Source organism: Acuticoccus sediminis (genome assembly GCF_003258595.1).
GTDB lineage: Bacteria > Pseudomonadota > Alphaproteobacteria > Rhizobiales > Amorphaceae > Acuticoccus > Acuticoccus sediminis.
In genome coordinates this window covers 19,119-34,122 of record NZ_QHHQ01000008.1, presented here as the reverse complement: position 1 = coordinate 34,122, position 15,004 = coordinate 19,119, and the positions used below count along the sequence as shown (strand labels likewise).

At 69.5% G+C, this 15,004-nt stretch carries 15 protein-coding genes; 12 read left to right on the top strand and 3 right to left on the bottom strand.

The features are described 5' to 3' along the window. Nucleotides 1-143 precede the first annotated feature (143 nt). Entirely contained in the window at nt 144-743 is a 600-nt protein-coding gene (gene wrbA / locus DLJ53_RS27775) for an NAD(P)H:quinone oxidoreductase (RefSeq protein ID WP_111351456.1), read from the bottom strand. 256 nt (nt 744-999) lie between these two features. On the opposite strand from wrbA, the gene DLJ53_RS27770 reads away from it, so the two are divergent. The 12 genes from DLJ53_RS27770 (at nt 1,000) to DLJ53_RS27715 (ending at nt 13,372) form a co-directional block, all read left to right on the top strand. Beyond that, nucleotides 1,000-2,415 carry a circularly permuted type 2 ATP-grasp protein gene (locus DLJ53_RS27770; RefSeq protein ID WP_111351454.1) on the top strand — a complete coding sequence of 472 codons (1,416 nt, stop codon included), beginning with the start codon at nt 1,000-1,002 and terminating at the stop codon, nt 2,413-2,415. Nucleotides 2,416-2,515: 100 nt separating this feature from the next. Beyond that, nucleotides 2,516-3,460, top strand: a complete 945-nt coding sequence (locus tag DLJ53_RS27765) for an alpha-E domain-containing protein (protein WP_111351453.1) — start codon at nt 2,516-2,518, stop codon at nt 3,458-3,460. Between the two features lie 6 nt (nt 3,461-3,466). Further along, a complete protein-coding gene (locus tag DLJ53_RS27760; protein WP_111351451.1) occupies nt 3,467-4,336 on the top strand; it encodes a transglutaminase family protein in 870 nt (289 codons plus the stop codon). A gap of 183 nt (nt 4,337-4,519) precedes the next feature. Then, nucleotides 4,520-5,257: a proteasome-type protease gene (locus tag DLJ53_RS27755; protein ID WP_111351450.1), complete on the top strand. Its 738-nt coding sequence runs from the start codon at nt 4,520-4,522 to the stop codon at nt 5,255-5,257. A gap of 91 nt (nt 5,258-5,348) precedes the next feature. Continuing rightward, complete coding sequence (locus tag DLJ53_RS27750; protein WP_111351448.1) at nt 5,349-6,662, top strand: GGDEF domain-containing protein; 1,314 nt, start codon at nt 5,349-5,351, stop codon at nt 6,660-6,662. 179 nt (nt 6,663-6,841) lie between these two features. Then, nucleotides 6,842-8,278, top strand: a complete 1,437-nt coding sequence (locus DLJ53_RS27745; RefSeq protein ID WP_111351447.1) for a homospermidine synthase — start codon at nt 6,842-6,844, stop codon at nt 8,276-8,278. Nucleotides 8,279-8,292: 14 nt separating this feature from the next. Continuing rightward, complete coding sequence (locus DLJ53_RS27740; RefSeq protein ID WP_146620117.1) at nt 8,293-9,342, top strand: class I SAM-dependent methyltransferase; 1,050 nt, start codon at nt 8,293-8,295, stop codon at nt 9,340-9,342. Between the two features lie 207 nt (nt 9,343-9,549). Continuing rightward, a complete protein-coding gene (locus tag DLJ53_RS27735) occupies nt 9,550-10,902 on the top strand; it encodes an adenylate/guanylate cyclase domain-containing protein (RefSeq protein ID WP_162409618.1) in 1,353 nt (450 codons plus the stop codon). 11 nt (nt 10,903-10,913) lie between these two features. Continuing rightward, the gene (locus tag DLJ53_RS27730) at nt 10,914-11,864 is read left to right on the top strand and encodes a glutathione S-transferase family protein (protein ID WP_111351442.1); all 951 of its coding nucleotides are present in this window, start codon (nt 10,914-10,916) and stop codon (nt 11,862-11,864) included. Between the two features lie 7 nt (nt 11,865-11,871). Further along, nucleotides 11,872-12,450: a YqaA family protein gene (locus DLJ53_RS27725; RefSeq protein ID WP_111351441.1), complete on the top strand. Its 579-nt coding sequence runs from the start codon at nt 11,872-11,874 to the stop codon at nt 12,448-12,450. Then, nucleotides 12,447-12,992: a disulfide bond formation protein B gene (locus DLJ53_RS27720; RefSeq protein WP_162409616.1), complete on the top strand. Its 546-nt coding sequence runs from the start codon at nt 12,447-12,449 to the stop codon at nt 12,990-12,992. The genes DLJ53_RS27725 and DLJ53_RS27720 overlap by 4 nt, the downstream gene beginning before the upstream one ends. Further along, nucleotides 12,992-13,372 (top strand): metallopeptidase family protein, encoded by a 381-nt coding sequence (locus DLJ53_RS27715; protein WP_111351438.1) that lies wholly within the window; start codon nt 12,992-12,994, stop codon nt 13,370-13,372. The genes DLJ53_RS27720 and DLJ53_RS27715 overlap by 1 nt, the downstream gene beginning before the upstream one ends. Nucleotides 13,373-13,813: 441 nt before the next feature. Here the strand turns inward: DLJ53_RS27715 and DLJ53_RS35635 are convergent, their stop codons facing one another. After that, nucleotides 13,814-14,278, bottom strand: coding sequence for an inorganic diphosphatase (locus DLJ53_RS35635; RefSeq protein WP_280525529.1), 465 nt, complete (start codon nt 14,276-14,278; stop codon nt 13,814-13,816). Between the two features lie 82 nt (nt 14,279-14,360). Further along, a complete protein-coding gene (locus DLJ53_RS27705; protein WP_111351435.1) occupies nt 14,361-14,897 on the bottom strand; it encodes a GNAT family N-acetyltransferase in 537 nt (178 codons plus the stop codon). Between the last annotated feature and the right edge of the window lie 107 nt (nt 14,898-15,004).

Genomic DNA, 15,004 nt, shown 5'->3' with positions numbered 1-15,004 from the left:
GTCTCTGGTGTCTCGCCAAGAACGCCGCAGTCCGGCGGAAGATCCATCGGCGCCCGCACCGAGACAAGAGCCGTTCCGCGCAATAAGGGCGGAGGCCGGGACGGAGGCATCGCGGCGCCCGGCCGCGACGCCTGCCGGACGCCTCAGGCGGCGAGCTTGGCCGCGACCTCGGCGACGATCTTGCCCTGCGCCTTCGCGCCGCCGAGTTCGTTCGCGGTCGGCTGGCGCGAGCCGTCGGCGCCGGCGATCGTCGTCGCGCCGTAGGGCGTGCCGCCGGCAACCTCGTCGAGGGCCGTGAGGCCGGGGTAGCTGTACGGCAGGCCGGCGATGACGAGCCCGTGGTGCAGCAGCATGGTGATCGTCGAGAAGAGGTTCATCTCGTTGCCGCCGTGCTGCGAGGCGGTCGAGCCGAAGGCGGCACCCACCTTGCCGATCAGCGCCCCGTTGGCCCAAAGGCCGCCGGTGCGGTCCCAGAAGGCGGCCATCTGCGACGGCATGCGCCCGTAGCGCGTGCCCGTGCCGACGATGATGGCATCGTATTCGGGCAGCTCCTCCACGGTGGCGATGGGGGCGGCCTGGTCGAGCTTGAAGCCGGACGCCTTCGCCAGATCCTCCGGCACCGTCTCCGGCACGCGCTTCACGACCACGTCGGCGCCCGCGCCGCGGGCCCCCTCGGCCACGGCTTCGGCCATCGTTTCAACGTGCCCATAGGCCGAATGATAAAGGACGAGAACTTTTACCATAGCTGCAACTCCTAGAATTCCGAGGCGTTGTGCCTCGCGGGTTCATGCTGCCAACTACGCCAATGAAACTCGATGTGAAGTGCGTCCGCTTCGTGTCTGCCTTGCGACCGCCCCACCGCCATCGGGCTCTCGTCAACTTCGTCTGTCAAAGCCCGAAATCGCACCAAACCACTGCACAAGAATGAAACACGCACTACACTTGATTTAACAAACGGCCACAGCCACGGTTCAATTCCATCCTTGACGCGAAAGACATATGGCTGATTTCTTCGACGAGATGAACGGCACGGACGGCTCCACCCGGCCGGCCTATGAGATCATCAAGTCGTGGCTCGATGGGGTCACGCCCGAGGCGCTGAGGGCGCGCTCGCGTGAAGCGGAAATGTTGTTCAGGCGAATTGGAATTACGTTCGCCGTCTATGGTGACAAGGACGCCGAAGAGCGCCTGATCCCCTTCGACATCATCCCCCGCGTGCTGACCGCCGCCGAGTGGACGGCCATGTCCAGGGGCCTCGAGCAGCGGGTCCGCGCGCTCAACATGTTCCTGGCCGACATCTACGGTACCGGCGAGATCATCAAGGCCGGCATCATTCCGCAGGAGCTCATCTACCAGAACACATATTTCAGGCCGGAGATGGTCGGGGTCCGCGTCCCCCACGACATCTACACCCCGGTCTGCGGCATCGACATCGTCCGCGTCGACGCCGACACCTTCTATGTGCTGGAGGACAACCTGCGCACGCCCTCCGGCGTCTCCTACATGCTGGAGAACCGGGAGGTGACGATGCGCATCTTCCCCGACCTCTTCAACGAGCACGTCATCCAGCCGGTCGAGCAGTACCCGAACGAGCTGCTCGACACGCTGCAGTCGCTCGCCCCGCGCACGGCCCCGCGCGAGCCGACCGTGGTGATTCTCACCCCCGGCCAGTACAACTCCGCCTTCTACGAGCACACCTTCCTCGCCGACCGCCTCGGGGTCGAGCTGGTGGAGGGGCGCGACCTCTTCGTGCGCGACGACGTCGTCTACATGCGCACCACCGAGGGCGCGATGCGGGTCGACGTGATCTACCGCCGTCTCGACGACGACTTCCTCGACCCCCTCGCCTTCCGTCCCGATTCGGTGCTGGGCGTGCCGGGCCTGCTGTCGGCATTCCGCGCCGGCAACGTCACCGTCGCCAACGCGATGGGCACCGGCGTCGCCGACGACAAGGCGGTCTATACGTACGTTCCGGACATCATCAAATTCTACCTGGGCGAGGAGCCGATCCTCAACAACGTCCCCACCTGGCGCTGCCGCGAGCCCGATTCGCTCGCCCACGTCCTCGACAACCTCCCCGACCTCGTCGTGAAGACGGTTTCCGGCTCCGGCGGGTACGGCATGCTGGTCGGCCCGGCCTCCACCAAGGAGCAGATCGAGGAGTTCCGCGCCAAGCTGAAGCACGATCCGGACGAGTTCATCGCCCAGCCGACGCTCGCCCTCTCCACCTGCCCGACCTTTGTGCAGGACGGCATCGCGCCGCGGCACGTCGACCTGCGCCCGTTCGTGCTGACCGGCTCGAAGGGCATCAAGACGGTCCCCGGCGGCCTCACCCGCGTGGCCTTGAAGGAAGGCTCGCTGGTGGTGAACTCGTCCCAGGGCGGCGGCACCAAAGACACCTGGGTGCTGGCATGACCGGGACTGGCACGAGGGGTGCTCGCACAAGGGGCGCCGTCCGTCGGAGCATCACGCCACGCTCCCACCGCTGCGCCCGTGAACTTTCGGAGCTGAACTGATGCTTCTCTCCCGCGTTGCCAACGACGTCTATTGGCTCGCCCGCTACGCCGAACGCGCCGAGAACACCGCCCGCATCCTCGACGTCGCCTCCCGCCTCGCCGCCCTTCCCTCCAACTACGGCGGCACCACCAACGAGTGGGAATCGGCGATGATCGCCACCGGCGGCGAGTATCTCTTCCGCGAGCGCTACGACGAGGCGAGCCGGCGCAACGTCATCCAGTTCCTCGCCTTCGACCCGGACAACCCGTCCTCGATCTACTCCTGCCTCGCCGTCGCGCGCCGCTCCGCCCGCGCGGTCCGCACCGCGATCACCCGCGAGATGTGGGAGGCGATCAACGACGCCTGGCTGGACCTGCGGCGCTACAACAACGAGAGCCTGTCGCCCCGCCAGCTCACCGAGTTCCTCGACGGTGTGAAGTCGGCCTGCCTGAAGTTCGACGGCTCGGCCTTCCGCACCATGCTGCGCACCGACGCGCACGCCTTCTTCCGCCTCGGCACCTACATCGAGCGCGGCGACGCCACCGCCCGCATCCTCGACGTGAAGTACCACGTGCTGCTGCCCGAGACGGATCCGGTCGGCGGCGGCCTCGACTATTTCCAGTGGTCCTCGATCCTGCGCGGCGCGTCCGCGCTCGGCGCCTACCAGTGGGTCTTCCGCGACGCCCTGCGGCCCTGGCGGGTGGCCGAGCTCCTGACCCTGCGCAAGGAGCTCCCCCGCTCCATCGCCAACTGCGCCAAGTTCACGCTCGACTTCCTCGACGATCTCGCCAACGATTACGGGCGGCAGGGACCCGCCCAGCGCGCCGCGCGCGCCTACCACGCTCGGCTCGCCAACTCGTCCGTCGACGACGTCTACCGGGAGGGACTGCACGAATTCCTGCAGCGCGCCATTCGCGAGAACAACGCGCTGTCCGAGACCATCGAAGCTCAGTACCTGCGTTAAAGGCCTATGAGACTCTCGATCTGTCACGAAACCGACTACCGCTACGAGCAGGCCCCGAACTCGGTCATCGAGCTCCTGCGCCTGACGCCCGCCTCCACCGCGACGCAGACCGTGCGCTCCTGGCGCATCGACGTCTCGGGCGACGCCGTGCTGCGCCGCTCGGAGGATGCGTTCGGCAACCTCGTCCACACCTTCTCGGTCAGCTCGCCGGGCGAGAGCCTGACGATCACCGCCACCGGAACCGTCGACACCGAGCCGACCAACGGCGTCGTCACCGGAACGCCGGAGCGCCTCCCGGTGGGCGTCTTCCTGCGCCACACCCCGCTGACCGAGCCGGACGACGCGATCCGCGACCTCGCCGCGGCGGCCCGCGCCAAGTCCAGCGACACGCCGCTCGACCGCGCGCACGCCCTCAACACGATGGTCTTCGAGACCATGCGCTACGAGACCGGGCGCACCGGCGTCGCGACGACAGCCGCGGCGGCCCTCGAGGCGGGACACGGCGTCTGCCAGGACCTCGCCCACATCCTCATCGCCGCCGCCCGGGCAGACGGCCTCCCGGCGCGCTACATCTCCGGCTACCAGTACGTCGAGGGCCGCCCGCGCACCTCGCACGAGGCGCACGCGTGGACCGAGATCCACCTGCCGGACCTCGGCTGGATCGCGTTCGACCCGACCATGGGCCTGTGCGGCACCGACCACTACGTGCGCGTCGCCGTCGGCCTCGACACGATGAGCGCCTCCCCGCTGCGCGGGGCGATTTACGGCGGCCTCGGCGAAGTGCTGGACGTCACCGTCACGGTGGACTGCGCCCCGGGCGGACCGGGCGGCCGGCAGCGCCAGAGCCAGGGCGGCCAGTCCCAGTCGATGGACTGAGGCCGCCGGCGGCCTCCGCGTGGCGCCGCATCAACCCGGCGCCGATTGCGGCCGGAGCGTGGCTGCAGCGTGGCCGGGACGCGACACGCGGCGATCTTCCCTCCGGCCGAGACGCGAAACAGCTAGGGTTCGGGGCGCAACTTCGGTTAGATCACCGCCCCAAGTCCCAACTGGACCCACGCGATGACCTACTGTGTCGGTCTCCTGCTCCACAAAGGCCTCGTGATGGTCGGCGACACGCGCACCAACGCGGGCGTCGACAACATCGCGACCTTCCGCAAGCTGCAGATCTTCGAGGTCCCCGGCGAACGGGTCATCGCCATCGCCACAGCCGGCAACCTCGCCGTGACGCAGGCCGTGGTGAACCACATGCTGGAGGGCCTTCCCGGCACCGACGGCGAGATCCAGACGCTCTACACCGTCCCCTCGATGTTCGAGATGGCGCAGTTCGCGGGCCGCGCCGTACGCACGGTGCGCGAACGCGACGCCGAGGCCCTCGCCCAGGACGGCAACGGCTTCGACTGCGCCCTCCTCGTCGCCGGGCAGATCGGCGAGCGGCGGCTGCGCCTCTTCATGGTCTACCGCGCCGGCAACTTCCTCGAGAGCACCGAGGACACGCCCTTCCTGCAGATCGGCGAGCACAAGTACGGCAAGCCCATCATCGACCGCTCGGTGACCTTCCACACCCCGCTCGAAGAGGCGTTGAAGATCGCCCTCATCTCGATGGACTCCACCATCCGCTCCAACCTCGCGGTGGGGATGCCGCTCGACGCGATGGTCCTGCCGCGCGACGCGCTGGCCTGCACCGTCAACGTGCGCATCACCGAGTCGGACCCCTACTTCGGCCACGTGCGCGACTCGTGGTCGAACGCGCTGCGTGAGGCGCACCTGTCGATCCCGAATCCGCCCTACGGCTACTGATCGACGGCGGCCGGCCCTCAGGCCAGCCAGGGCCCAGCGCCGCCCGGCACTATCATCGCCGACCTGTTAGCGACCCCGCGAGAGGTGGGCGATGATCGGCGCGTTCCAGCAACTGATGCTGTCGGCCAGCATCTACATCCTGTGCGCCTTCGCGCTCGGGCTCGTGTTCGACCGGGTGAGCGGAGGACCGTGGCGCGACGCCGGCTGCGGCATCGTCGTCGGGCTGGTCGTCGCCTCCCTCCAGCTCGCCCCGCTCGAGCTGGGCTCGTTCGTCGTCGACGTCGACACCCCCCTCCTCCTCGTCGCCACCCTCTACGGCGGTCCGGTCACCGCGGCGGTCGTGCTCGTCGCGCCGATGGCCGCCGCGATCCTCACCGAGAACGCGGCGATGGTGGCGGACCTCCTCGCCCTCGTGGTCCCCGTCCTCATCGGCCTCACGGTGCTGGCGGTCTGGTCCGCGCTCGGCTGGCGCGTCGACCGGCGCGCCGTCCTCGTCGCGGCGTGCCTTTCCCCGCTCACCCTCGTCACGACGCTCCTGCCGTTCGCCGACTTCGACGGCGCGGCGCTGCGCACGCTCGCCATCTGGACGGCCGTCGGCACGGTGATCTTCGGGCTGACGGTCACCAACGAGGTCCGGCGGGCGCAGCGATCGCGCATCCGCCGCAAGCAGCGGCTCTTCAACGCGCTGACCGGCACCGTCCCGGCGAGCGTCTTCCAGCAGCAGCTCGAGCACCAGTGGCGCCTCCACGAACGCTACGGGCACGAATACTCCTACCTTCTCGTCTCCATCGACGAGGCGCAGCGCGCGCAGGCCGCCCTCAACCCGGACGAGTGGGACCGCATGCGCGCCGTCGTCGCCACCGCCGTCACCCAGGCGACGCGGGAGTCGGACGTGTGCACCGCGATCGACCTCGATCGTTTCGGCCTCCTCCTGCCGCACGCGACGCTCCCCTTCGCCGTCCCCGTCGCAAGGCGCGTGCAGGACGCGGTGGCGGCCGCCGTCGACAAGGCGAAGCCGGGTCTCAAGCTCACCGTCTCGATCGGCTGCGCCGAAGTGACGGGGACGACGGCCCCGAACGACATCGAGGCGGCGGCCGAGGGCCAGCTCGCCGTCGCCGGCCCGAAGCAGCGCCGCGGCGTGATCGCGCCGGCGGAAGACACCGTGTCCGACGGCCTCGTCCGCTCCTTCCCCGGCGCCGTCGCCGCGCCCGTCTCGTCAGACGCCGCTTCGGCGGGCGGGGACGCGTCCGGCCGGATGGTGGCCTCGATCCGGGGGACCGCCGCGTCCCCGCCGACACCGCCACGGGCCGCCATCGACCCGGCGCCGGCCGCGCCAAAGGCCGAAGCCGCCGAGCCCGACACGGGAACCGACGAGGAGATGGTCGGCCGCAACGCCGCCGCCTGAGACCACGACGCCTCGCGCTCCGGCCGGGCCGGATTGACCGACGAGCCGGGCGCGCAGCGCATGGCCGGTCCGCAGCTTCGGGGCCAGCGCCGCATGCCTTGCGCGAAAAGCGTCCGGACGCCGTAGCATCGGCGGGCGACATGCAATAAGTCCCGCGGTCAAAGACGCGGGAGACACTCATGAGCGACTGGCCGATCCACGGCACCATCACCGGTCCGATCGTCATGATCGGGTTTGGCTCCATCGGGCGAGGCACACTGCCGCTCATCGAACGGCACTTCGAGTACGACAAGAGCCGGATGGTCGTCATCGACCCGTCCGACGCCGACAAGCGGCTGCTCGACGAGCGCGGTATCGAGTTCATCCAGCTCGCCATCACCGCCGGCAACTACCGCGAGGTGCTGACCCCGCTCCTGACCAAGGGCGAGGGCCAGGGCTTCTGCGTCAACCTCTCGGTCGACACCTCGTCGCTGGACATCCTGAAGCTCACCCGTGAGCTCGGCGTCCTTTATGTCGACACCGTCGTCGAACCGTGGCCCGGCTTCTACTTCGACGAGAACGCCAAGCCCGAGACGCGCACCAACTACCACCTGCGCGAGACCGTGCGCGCCGAGAAGCGGGCCAATCCCGGCGGCACCACGGCCGTCTCCTGCTGCGGCGCCAACCCCGGCATGGTGTCCTGGTTCGTGAAGCAGGCGCTGATGAACCTCGCCGAGGAGCTCGGCCACCCCGCCGCGATGCCGACGAGCCGCGAGGAATGGGCGAAGCTCATGCAGGGCCTCGGCGTGAAGGGCGTCCACATCGCCGAGCGCGACACCCAGCGCACCAAGCACCCGAAGCCGATGGACGCCTTCTGGAATACCTGGTCCGTCGAGGGCTTCGTCTCCGAGGGGCTGCAGCCGGCCGAGCTCGGCTGGGGCAGCCACGAGAAGTGGATGCCCGAGAACATGCGCGTCCAGCCGGAAGGCTCGGGCTGCCTTGCCGCGCGCTTCATGCTCCAGCCCGGCGCCAACACGCGCGTGCGCACCTGGTGCCCGACGCCCGGCGCCCAGTACGGCTTCCTCGTGACGCACAACGAGAGCGTCTCGATCGCCGACTACTACACCGTCGGCGAGGGTCTCGACCCCGAGTACCGCCCGACCTGCCACTACGCCTACCACCCGGCCAACGACGCGGTCCTGTCGCTGCACGAGATGTTCGGTCAGGCGGGTCAGCCGCAGTCGGTCTTCCACGTCCTCGACGAGGACGAGATCGAGGACGGCATCGACGAGCTCGGCGTCCTCCTCTACGGCCACGCCCGGAACGCCTACTGGTTCGGCTCGCAGCTCTCCGTCGAGGAGACGCGCCGCATCGCGCCGTACCAGAACGCCACCGGCCTGCAGGTGACCTCGGCGGTCCTCGCCGGCATGGTCTGGGCGCTCGAGAACCCCGAGGCCGGCATCGTCGAGGCCGACGAGATGGACCACGTGCGCTGCCTGGAGGTCCAGCTCCCCTACCTCGGCCCGGTGAAGGGCTACTACACGGACTGGACCCCGCTCGACGGCCGCCCGCACCTCTTCCCGGACGACCTCGACACCTCCGACCCCTGGCAGTTCAAGAACGTCCTCGTTCGCTGACCGGATCGCGACCCATGACCCTGGAACGAGACGACGTCCGCAGCGTGTTCCAAGCCATGCTCGGACGCCCGCCCGAGAGCGAGGACGTCGTGGAGCACTTCCGTGCCGTCCCGGCGGTGGCGGACCTCGTGCGCATCCTGTCCGAATCGGGCGAGTTCCAGGCCCGGGTCGGGGCGGCCCCCGCCCCGGCTCCCTCGCCGTTCGTCTTCTACAACAGGGCGTTCGACGGCGAGGCGCTGGTGTTGCGGCACGTCGACGGCGCCCGCGCCGCCGCCCCCGGCATGCGGGTCAACTCCTTCGGCGTGAAGGTGCCGGAGAAGGTGATCCCGCGTGCCATCGTCCAGCACGTGCCCGAGGTGGAGGCGAGCCCCATCCCGAGCAACTGGCACGCCGATACCGCGGAGTTCGCCGCCGTCCTGCGCGCGGTGGAGCTCTCCGGCGAAACCTTCACCATGCTGGAGCTCGGCTGCGGCTGGGGCTGCTGGATGAACATCAGCGGCGTCGTCGCCCGCCGCGCCGGCAAGACCGCGCGCCTCGTCGGCGTGGAGGGAGACCGCTTCAACTTCGGCCTCGCCGAGGAGGCGCTCGCCGCCAACGGCTTCACCGCCGACGACTTCACGCTGCACCACGGCATCGCCCACGCCGCGTCCGGCACGGCGGCCTTCCCGCAGCAGCAGGCCGGCGAGGACACCTGGGGCCTCGCCCCGGTCTTCTCCACCGACGAAGCCGCCTACGCCGCCGCCATCGGGACCGGCCGCTACACCGAGCTGCCGATGATCGCCTTCGACGCGCTCGCCGCCGAGCACGGGCGCTTCGACCTCGTCCACATCGACATCCAGGGCGGCGAGCGCGATCTCGTCGCGGCCGGGATCGAGGCGCTCACGCGCACCGCCGCCTATGTCGTCGTCGGCACCCACGGCCGCGACATCGAGGGCGAGGTGATGCGCACTTTCGCCGCGGCGGGGTGGACGCTGGAGGTCGAGCGCCCCGCGATCCTCGACGTTCCGAGCCGCGAGGTCACGGTCGACGGCGTCCAGGGCTGGCGCAACCCGGCCCTCGTCTGACGCCGCCGCCCGGCCGGTCGCGGTCGCCCGCAGCGGGGGGCCGCACGGTCGCGCGCCGGTCGTGCGCGCTGCGGACGGGGAGGTTTCGCTGGCTTCCCCCGGTGCGCGGCAGAGTGGCATCCTCCCCCTTCGTGCCGCGAACGTGACTTGACCGTTCGCTTCATGGAACGAGGAAGGTACGGCCGGAATGCCAGCGGAGGCGGCCTCATGACCGCGCTCGGATCGAGCCTTTTCACCCACCTCGGGCTGCGCCCGAGCGAAATGCGCCGCCTGCCGCCGCGGATCGCCAAGCTCATGGAGCAGGAGGAGGAGCGCTCCGAACGCGCCATCTCCTGGGTCCAGCTCACGCTGACCGTCACCTTCGCCGCGCTCTACAGCCTCGCGCCGCGCCCGGTCGACGCCTCGATGATCAGCGAGCCGGTGCCCTGGGCGCTCGGCATCTACTTCATCTTCACGCTCCTGCGCCTCGCCCTCTCCTACCGCGGGTGGCTGCCGGGCTGGTTCCTGATGCTGTCGATGCTGGCGGACGTCATCCTGCTCTACTCGCTGCTGTGGGCCTTCCACACCAGCTACGGCCAGCCCCCGTCCTTCTCTCTGCGCGTGCCGACGTTCACGCACATCTTCATCTTCATCGCCGTGCGCGCGCTGCGTTTCGACCCGCGCTTCGTGCTGACGCAGGGCCTCCTCGCCTTCTTCGGCTGGGTCGCCCTCGTCGTCCTCGCCATCGACGAGATGGGCCCCACCTCCATCACCCGGTCCTTCGTCGCCTACATGAGCGGCAACGGCATCCTCATCGGCGCCGAGGCGGACAAGCTGATCAGTATCATCGCGGTGACGGCGATCCTCGGCGCCACGCTCTACCGCGCGCGCCTCACGCTGCTGACCGCCGTGCGGGAGGGCGTCGCCTCGCGCGACATGCGCCGCTACTTCGGCGCCGGCGTCGCCGACGCGATCACCGCCCGCCGGACCGCGGCGATGGCCGGCGAGGCGGAGGCGCGCGACGCGGCGATCCTGATGCTGGACCTGCGCGGCTTCACCCCCTTCGCGAGCCTTCGCGGCACGGCGAAGACGGTGGAGGTGCTGACGCGCTACCACAGCCTCGTGATCCCCATCATCGAGGAGCACGGCGGGGTGATCGACAAGTTCCTCGGCGACGGGGCGATGGCGACCTTCGGCGCGGTGAGCCCCTCGCCGACCGCCGCCGCCGACGCTCTCGCCGCGCTCTGCGCCGTGATGGAGGTCGGCCCCGCCTGGTGCCGCTCGCTCGAGGACGAGGACTGCCCGGTCCTGCCGATCCACGGCGCGGTCGTCGCAGGCCCCGTCGTCGCGGCGACGGTGGGGACCGAGCGGCGCCTCGAGTTCACCGTCATCGGCAGCGCGGTCAACCTCGCGGCGAAACTGGAGAAGCACAACAAGGTCGCAGGCACCCAGGCTCTCACCACCGCGGACACGTATGCGCTTGCCTGTAAGCAAGGCTTCCATGCACGCGAGGGCATCCCGCTTGCACCGACAGAGGTAGCCGGCGTGGCCGAACCGCTCCATCTGGTGAGGCTCGGATAGAGGGACGTTTGATGGGATATTTGCTAGACGGCGCATGGCATGATGGCGCCGAGTTCGCCGGCGCGAACGGCGAGTTCAGGCGCAAGGCGTCGTCCTTCCGCAACTGGGTGACCGCCGACGGCGCGCCGGGCCCCACCGGCGAGGGCGGCTTCAGGGCCGAGGCGGGACGCTACCACCTCTACGTCTCCCTCGCCTGCCCCTGGGCGCACCGCGCCCTCATCATGCGGCGCCGCAAGGGGCTCGAGGAAATCGTCGGCCTCTCGGTCGTCCACTGGCACATGGCCGAGAACGGCTGGACCTTCGAGGAAGGCCCGGGCGTCATCCCCGACATGATCAACCACGCGCGCTATCTGCGCGAGGTCTACCTGGCTGCCGACCGCAACTACACCGGCCGCGTCACCGTGCCGGTGTTGTGGGACAAGGAGCGCGGGACGATCGTCAACAACGAGTCGTCCGAAGTGATCCGCATGTTCGACAGCGCCTTCGATCAGGCGGGCGCCGAGACCGGGACCACCTACCCCGAGGCGCTGCGGGGCGAGATCGACCGGGTCAACGCGCGCGTCTACGACACGGTGAACAACGGCGTCTACAAGGCCGGCTTCGCGACGCGGCAAAGTGTCTATGACGCGGAGGTCGCGCGGCTGTTCGAGAGCCTCGACTGGCTGGAGGCGCGCCTCGAGGGCAAGGACTACCTCGTCGGCGACCAGCTGACGGAGGCCGATATCCGCCTCTACACCACCCTGGTGCGGTTCGATCCGGTCTATCACGGGCACTTCAAGTGCAACATCCGGCGGATCGTGGACTATCCGAACCTTTGGCGGTACCTGAAGGCTCTCTACGCACTCCACGGGTTCGGCGACACCACGGATCTGGTCCACATCAAGCGGCACTATTATACGAGCCATAGGGCGATAAACCCGACGGGGATTGTCCCGGTCGGGCCTGATATCGACTACAGCTGAGGCGACCTTGCTCCAGAAGCTCTACGACAAGACCATGGCTCTGGCGGCAAGCCGGCATGCCACCCCGGCCCTCGCGGGGGTGTCGTTCGCGGAAAGCTCCTTCTTTCCCATCCCGCCGGACCTCCTCCTCATCCCGATGGTCCTGTCGGAGCGGACCAAATGGATCTGGTACGCGGCGCTGTGCACCGTGGCGTCGGTCATCGGCGGCCTCGCCGGGTACTTCATCGGCGCGGTCCTGTTCGACGCCCTCGCCCAGCCCCTCCTCGAGTTCTACGGCTACAGCGAGAAGTTCGCGGACTTCACGGCACGCTTCAACCAGTACGGGGCCTGGATCGTGTTCCTCGCCGGAATCACGCCCTTCCCCTACAAGGTGATCACCATCGCCTCGGGTGCGACAGGGTTGTCCTTGCCCGTCTTCATCGTGGCGAGCATCTTCGCCCGCGGCATCCGCTTCTTCCTGGTGGCGGGGCTCCTGTATGTGTTCGGCCCGCCGATCCGCCGCTTCATCGAGGACCGCCTCGCGCTGGTGCTCGCCGCCGTCGGCGTCGTCGCGGTGCTCGGTTTCGTGGCGGTCAAGTTCCTATGAAAACCCTCACCTCCTCCGCGATGGCCTTCGGCGCCTTCGTCGTCATGCTCCTCGCCATCGCGGCGGTGTGGCTCTTCCAGCTCGTCGGCGGCTTCCAGCCCTGCCCGCTCTGCCTCGAGCAGCGCACCGGCTACTACATCGCCATCCCGCTGACCCTGGCGGCGCTCCTGCTGCAGGGCCCGGCGCCCCGCCTGGCACGCCTTCTGGTCCTCGCCGCGGCCGTCGCCGTCGCGTGGAGCGCGGGCCTCGGCGTCTACCATGCCGGCGCCGAGTGGGGCTTCTGGCCCGGCCCCAGCACCTGCTCGGGCGGCGGCGGAGACAACATCTTCGACAACCCGAACGGCCTTCTCGGTGCGCTCGACACCGAGCACGTCGTGAGCTGCACCGAGGTGCAGGGCCGCTTCCTCGGCCTCAGCTTCGCCGGCTGGAACGTCCTCAGCGCCGGCACCGCCGCCTTCCTCCTGCTCCTCGCCGCCCTCATCGGTCCGAGCCGCCGCACCGCAGCGGCGCCCGCCGCCGGGACGGGCGCCGGGACACGCTAATGGACGCGGAGACCTTCGCCTCCCTCGCCAGGGCGCAGTACGAACTCCTCCCCGAGGACGTGCGCGCCCTGACGCAGGACGTGGAGATCCGCGTCGCCGACGAGGCCTCGCCCGACGTCCTGGCGTCGATGGGCATCGACCACCCGCTCGACCTCCTCGGCCTCTTCCAGGGCGTCGGCCTCAGCAACGGCGGCGGGGCGGAGTACACCGGCATGATGCCGAACCGCGTGTGGCTCTACCGGCTGCCGATCCTCGCCTACCAGCGCGGCAGCGAGAATTCGGTGGAAGAGGTCATCCGCCACGTCCTCGTCCACGAAATCGGCCACCACTTCGGCCTCAGCGACGACGACATGTACGCGATCGACGACGCCGACGACTGAGCCGGGCCCGGCGGCATACCGGTCCGCACCCGAGAGGTCCGCGTCATGCGGGACCGCAGCGAAGATCCAGGAACGGAACGCGCGGAGCCTCCGGCGGGCTCGGGGCTCACCAGCGATCAGCCCGCCTGACCGCCGGAGCCACCATCGCGCTTTCCCCCTGGCAGCGTGCGGGATCCGCTGCATGGGCGAGCGGCTTCGCCGGCCTGCGGCCCCTTGCAGCGGATCCCGCACGCCGCCCTTCGGGGGGCGCGACGGCGGCTCCGGCGATCAGGCTCCCGCCCCGGATTGCGTGAGCGCCGCAGTCGGGACCTCGTTGCCCCGGACGTCGGACCGGCGGTCGGAGATCGAGCGGCATGTGATGCGGGACGCTCCGGCGAGATGACCGGTCCGGCATGTGGTCGTCTGCGGCCTGACGGAGAGCGTCAGCCGGGGCGCCGTCCGTCAGCCCGGCGCCTTCGCCGCCTTCGTCCAGCGGGCCGCGGCCTCCGTCACCACGCGGTGGGCCTCCGAAACGTCGCCCCAGCCGGAGGTGCGGGGACGCGAGGTCTCCTCGACGTCGCGGTAGTGCAGGAAGAAGTTGGCGATCGCCCGCAGGTCGCCGCGCGGCAGGTCCTTGTAGTTCACCACCGAGTTGTAGCGCGTGGTCAGGCGGGCGGCCGGGACGCACAGCAGCGTCATCTCGTCCGCGTCGGCGCCGCTGACATAGAGGACGCCGATCGGCCGGGCGCCGACGATGAGGCCCGGCGCCAGCGCATGCTCCCCGACCACCACCGCGTGGACCGGAGAGCCGTCCTCCCCGATCGTCTGCGGGATCAGGCCGACGTTGCCGGGGCAGCGCATGGTCGTGTGGTAGAGCTGGTCGACGGTCAGACGGCCGGACGTGTCGGTGACGAGGCTGAGCGGCAGGGATCCGGTCGACGCGGTGACGACGACGTTGACATCCTCCGGCGGGTCGACGGCGAAGGGCAGGTCGCCGAAGGCCGGTGTTTCATTCGGTGCTGTCAGGATCCGGAACCCCTTGATCGAAGCCGTAGGCCACCTTGGCGACCCGCACGTCCTGGAACATCTCGTCCGCGCCGGCGACCGGCCGGCCGCCCATCGCCTCGTAGAAGCGGCAGGCGGGGTCGTTGTCGGCGAGGCACCAGACGACGAGCGCGTCGTGCCCGCGACGGAGCAGCCGCTGCTGCACCGTGCGGAAGAGGCGCCGGCCGAAGCCGAGCCCGGAATATTCCGGGTGAATGTAGAGCTCGTAGATCTCCGCCCGGTAGGGCAAGGTGCGCACGCGGCTGCCGCCATAGGTGACGTAGCCGCGCACTTGGCCGCCATTTTCCAGCACCACGATCGGCACGCGGCGGGTGATGGCCTTGTGCCACCAGGTCGGGCCACGGCGGGCGATCATTCGCTCCAGCTCGACGCCGGGGAGAATGCCGCGATACGCGAACCGCCATGCGTCGTCGTGCACGTCCGCCAGGCCGTGCGCGTCGGTCGGTTTCGCCGTTCGTATAGCAATCGCCGCAGTGCTCATGAGGTGATGGTGCTGTCACATCGGGCGACGCGCAAGTCATTTTGTACTGCCACAAAGCCGAGTTGCGCTCACATCCGGTTGCAAGGGCCGGTCCTCCGGCGCATATC

What these genes read in the sequence shown, in the direction of transcription:
- DLJ53_RS27705 (WP_111351435.1), bottom strand. Translation starts at nt 14,897, where the DNA reads ATGAGCACTGCGGCGATTGCTATACGAACGGCGAAACCGACCGACGCG.
- DLJ53_RS27735 (WP_162409618.1), top strand. Translation starts at nt 9,550, where the DNA reads ATGACCGCGCTCGGATCGAGCCTTTTCACCCACCTCGGGCTGCGCCCG.
- DLJ53_RS27770 (WP_111351454.1), top strand. Translation starts at nt 1,000, where the DNA reads ATGGCTGATTTCTTCGACGAGATGAACGGCACGGACGGCTCCACCCGG.
- DLJ53_RS27755 (WP_111351450.1), top strand. Translation starts at nt 4,520, where the DNA reads ATGACCTACTGTGTCGGTCTCCTGCTCCACAAAGGCCTCGTGATGGTC.
- DLJ53_RS27750 (WP_111351448.1), top strand. Translation starts at nt 5,349, where the DNA reads ATGATCGGCGCGTTCCAGCAACTGATGCTGTCGGCCAGCATCTACATC.
- wrbA (WP_111351456.1), bottom strand. Translation starts at nt 743, where the DNA reads ATGGTAAAAGTTCTCGTCCTTTATCATTCGGCCTATGGGCACGTTGAA.
- DLJ53_RS27740 (WP_146620117.1), top strand. Translation starts at nt 8,293, where the DNA reads ATGACCCTGGAACGAGACGACGTCCGCAGCGTGTTCCAAGCCATGCTC.
- DLJ53_RS27720 (WP_162409616.1), top strand. Translation starts at nt 12,447, where the DNA reads ATGAAAACCCTCACCTCCTCCGCGATGGCCTTCGGCGCCTTCGTCGTC.
- DLJ53_RS27730 (WP_111351442.1), top strand. Translation starts at nt 10,914, where the DNA reads ATGGGATATTTGCTAGACGGCGCATGGCATGATGGCGCCGAGTTCGCC.
- DLJ53_RS27745 (WP_111351447.1), top strand. Translation starts at nt 6,842, where the DNA reads ATGAGCGACTGGCCGATCCACGGCACCATCACCGGTCCGATCGTCATG.
- DLJ53_RS27760 (WP_111351451.1), top strand. Translation starts at nt 3,467, where the DNA reads ATGAGACTCTCGATCTGTCACGAAACCGACTACCGCTACGAGCAGGCC.
- DLJ53_RS27715 (WP_111351438.1), top strand. Translation starts at nt 12,992, where the DNA reads ATGGACGCGGAGACCTTCGCCTCCCTCGCCAGGGCGCAGTACGAACTC.
- DLJ53_RS27765 (WP_111351453.1), top strand. Translation starts at nt 2,516, where the DNA reads ATGCTTCTCTCCCGCGTTGCCAACGACGTCTATTGGCTCGCCCGCTAC.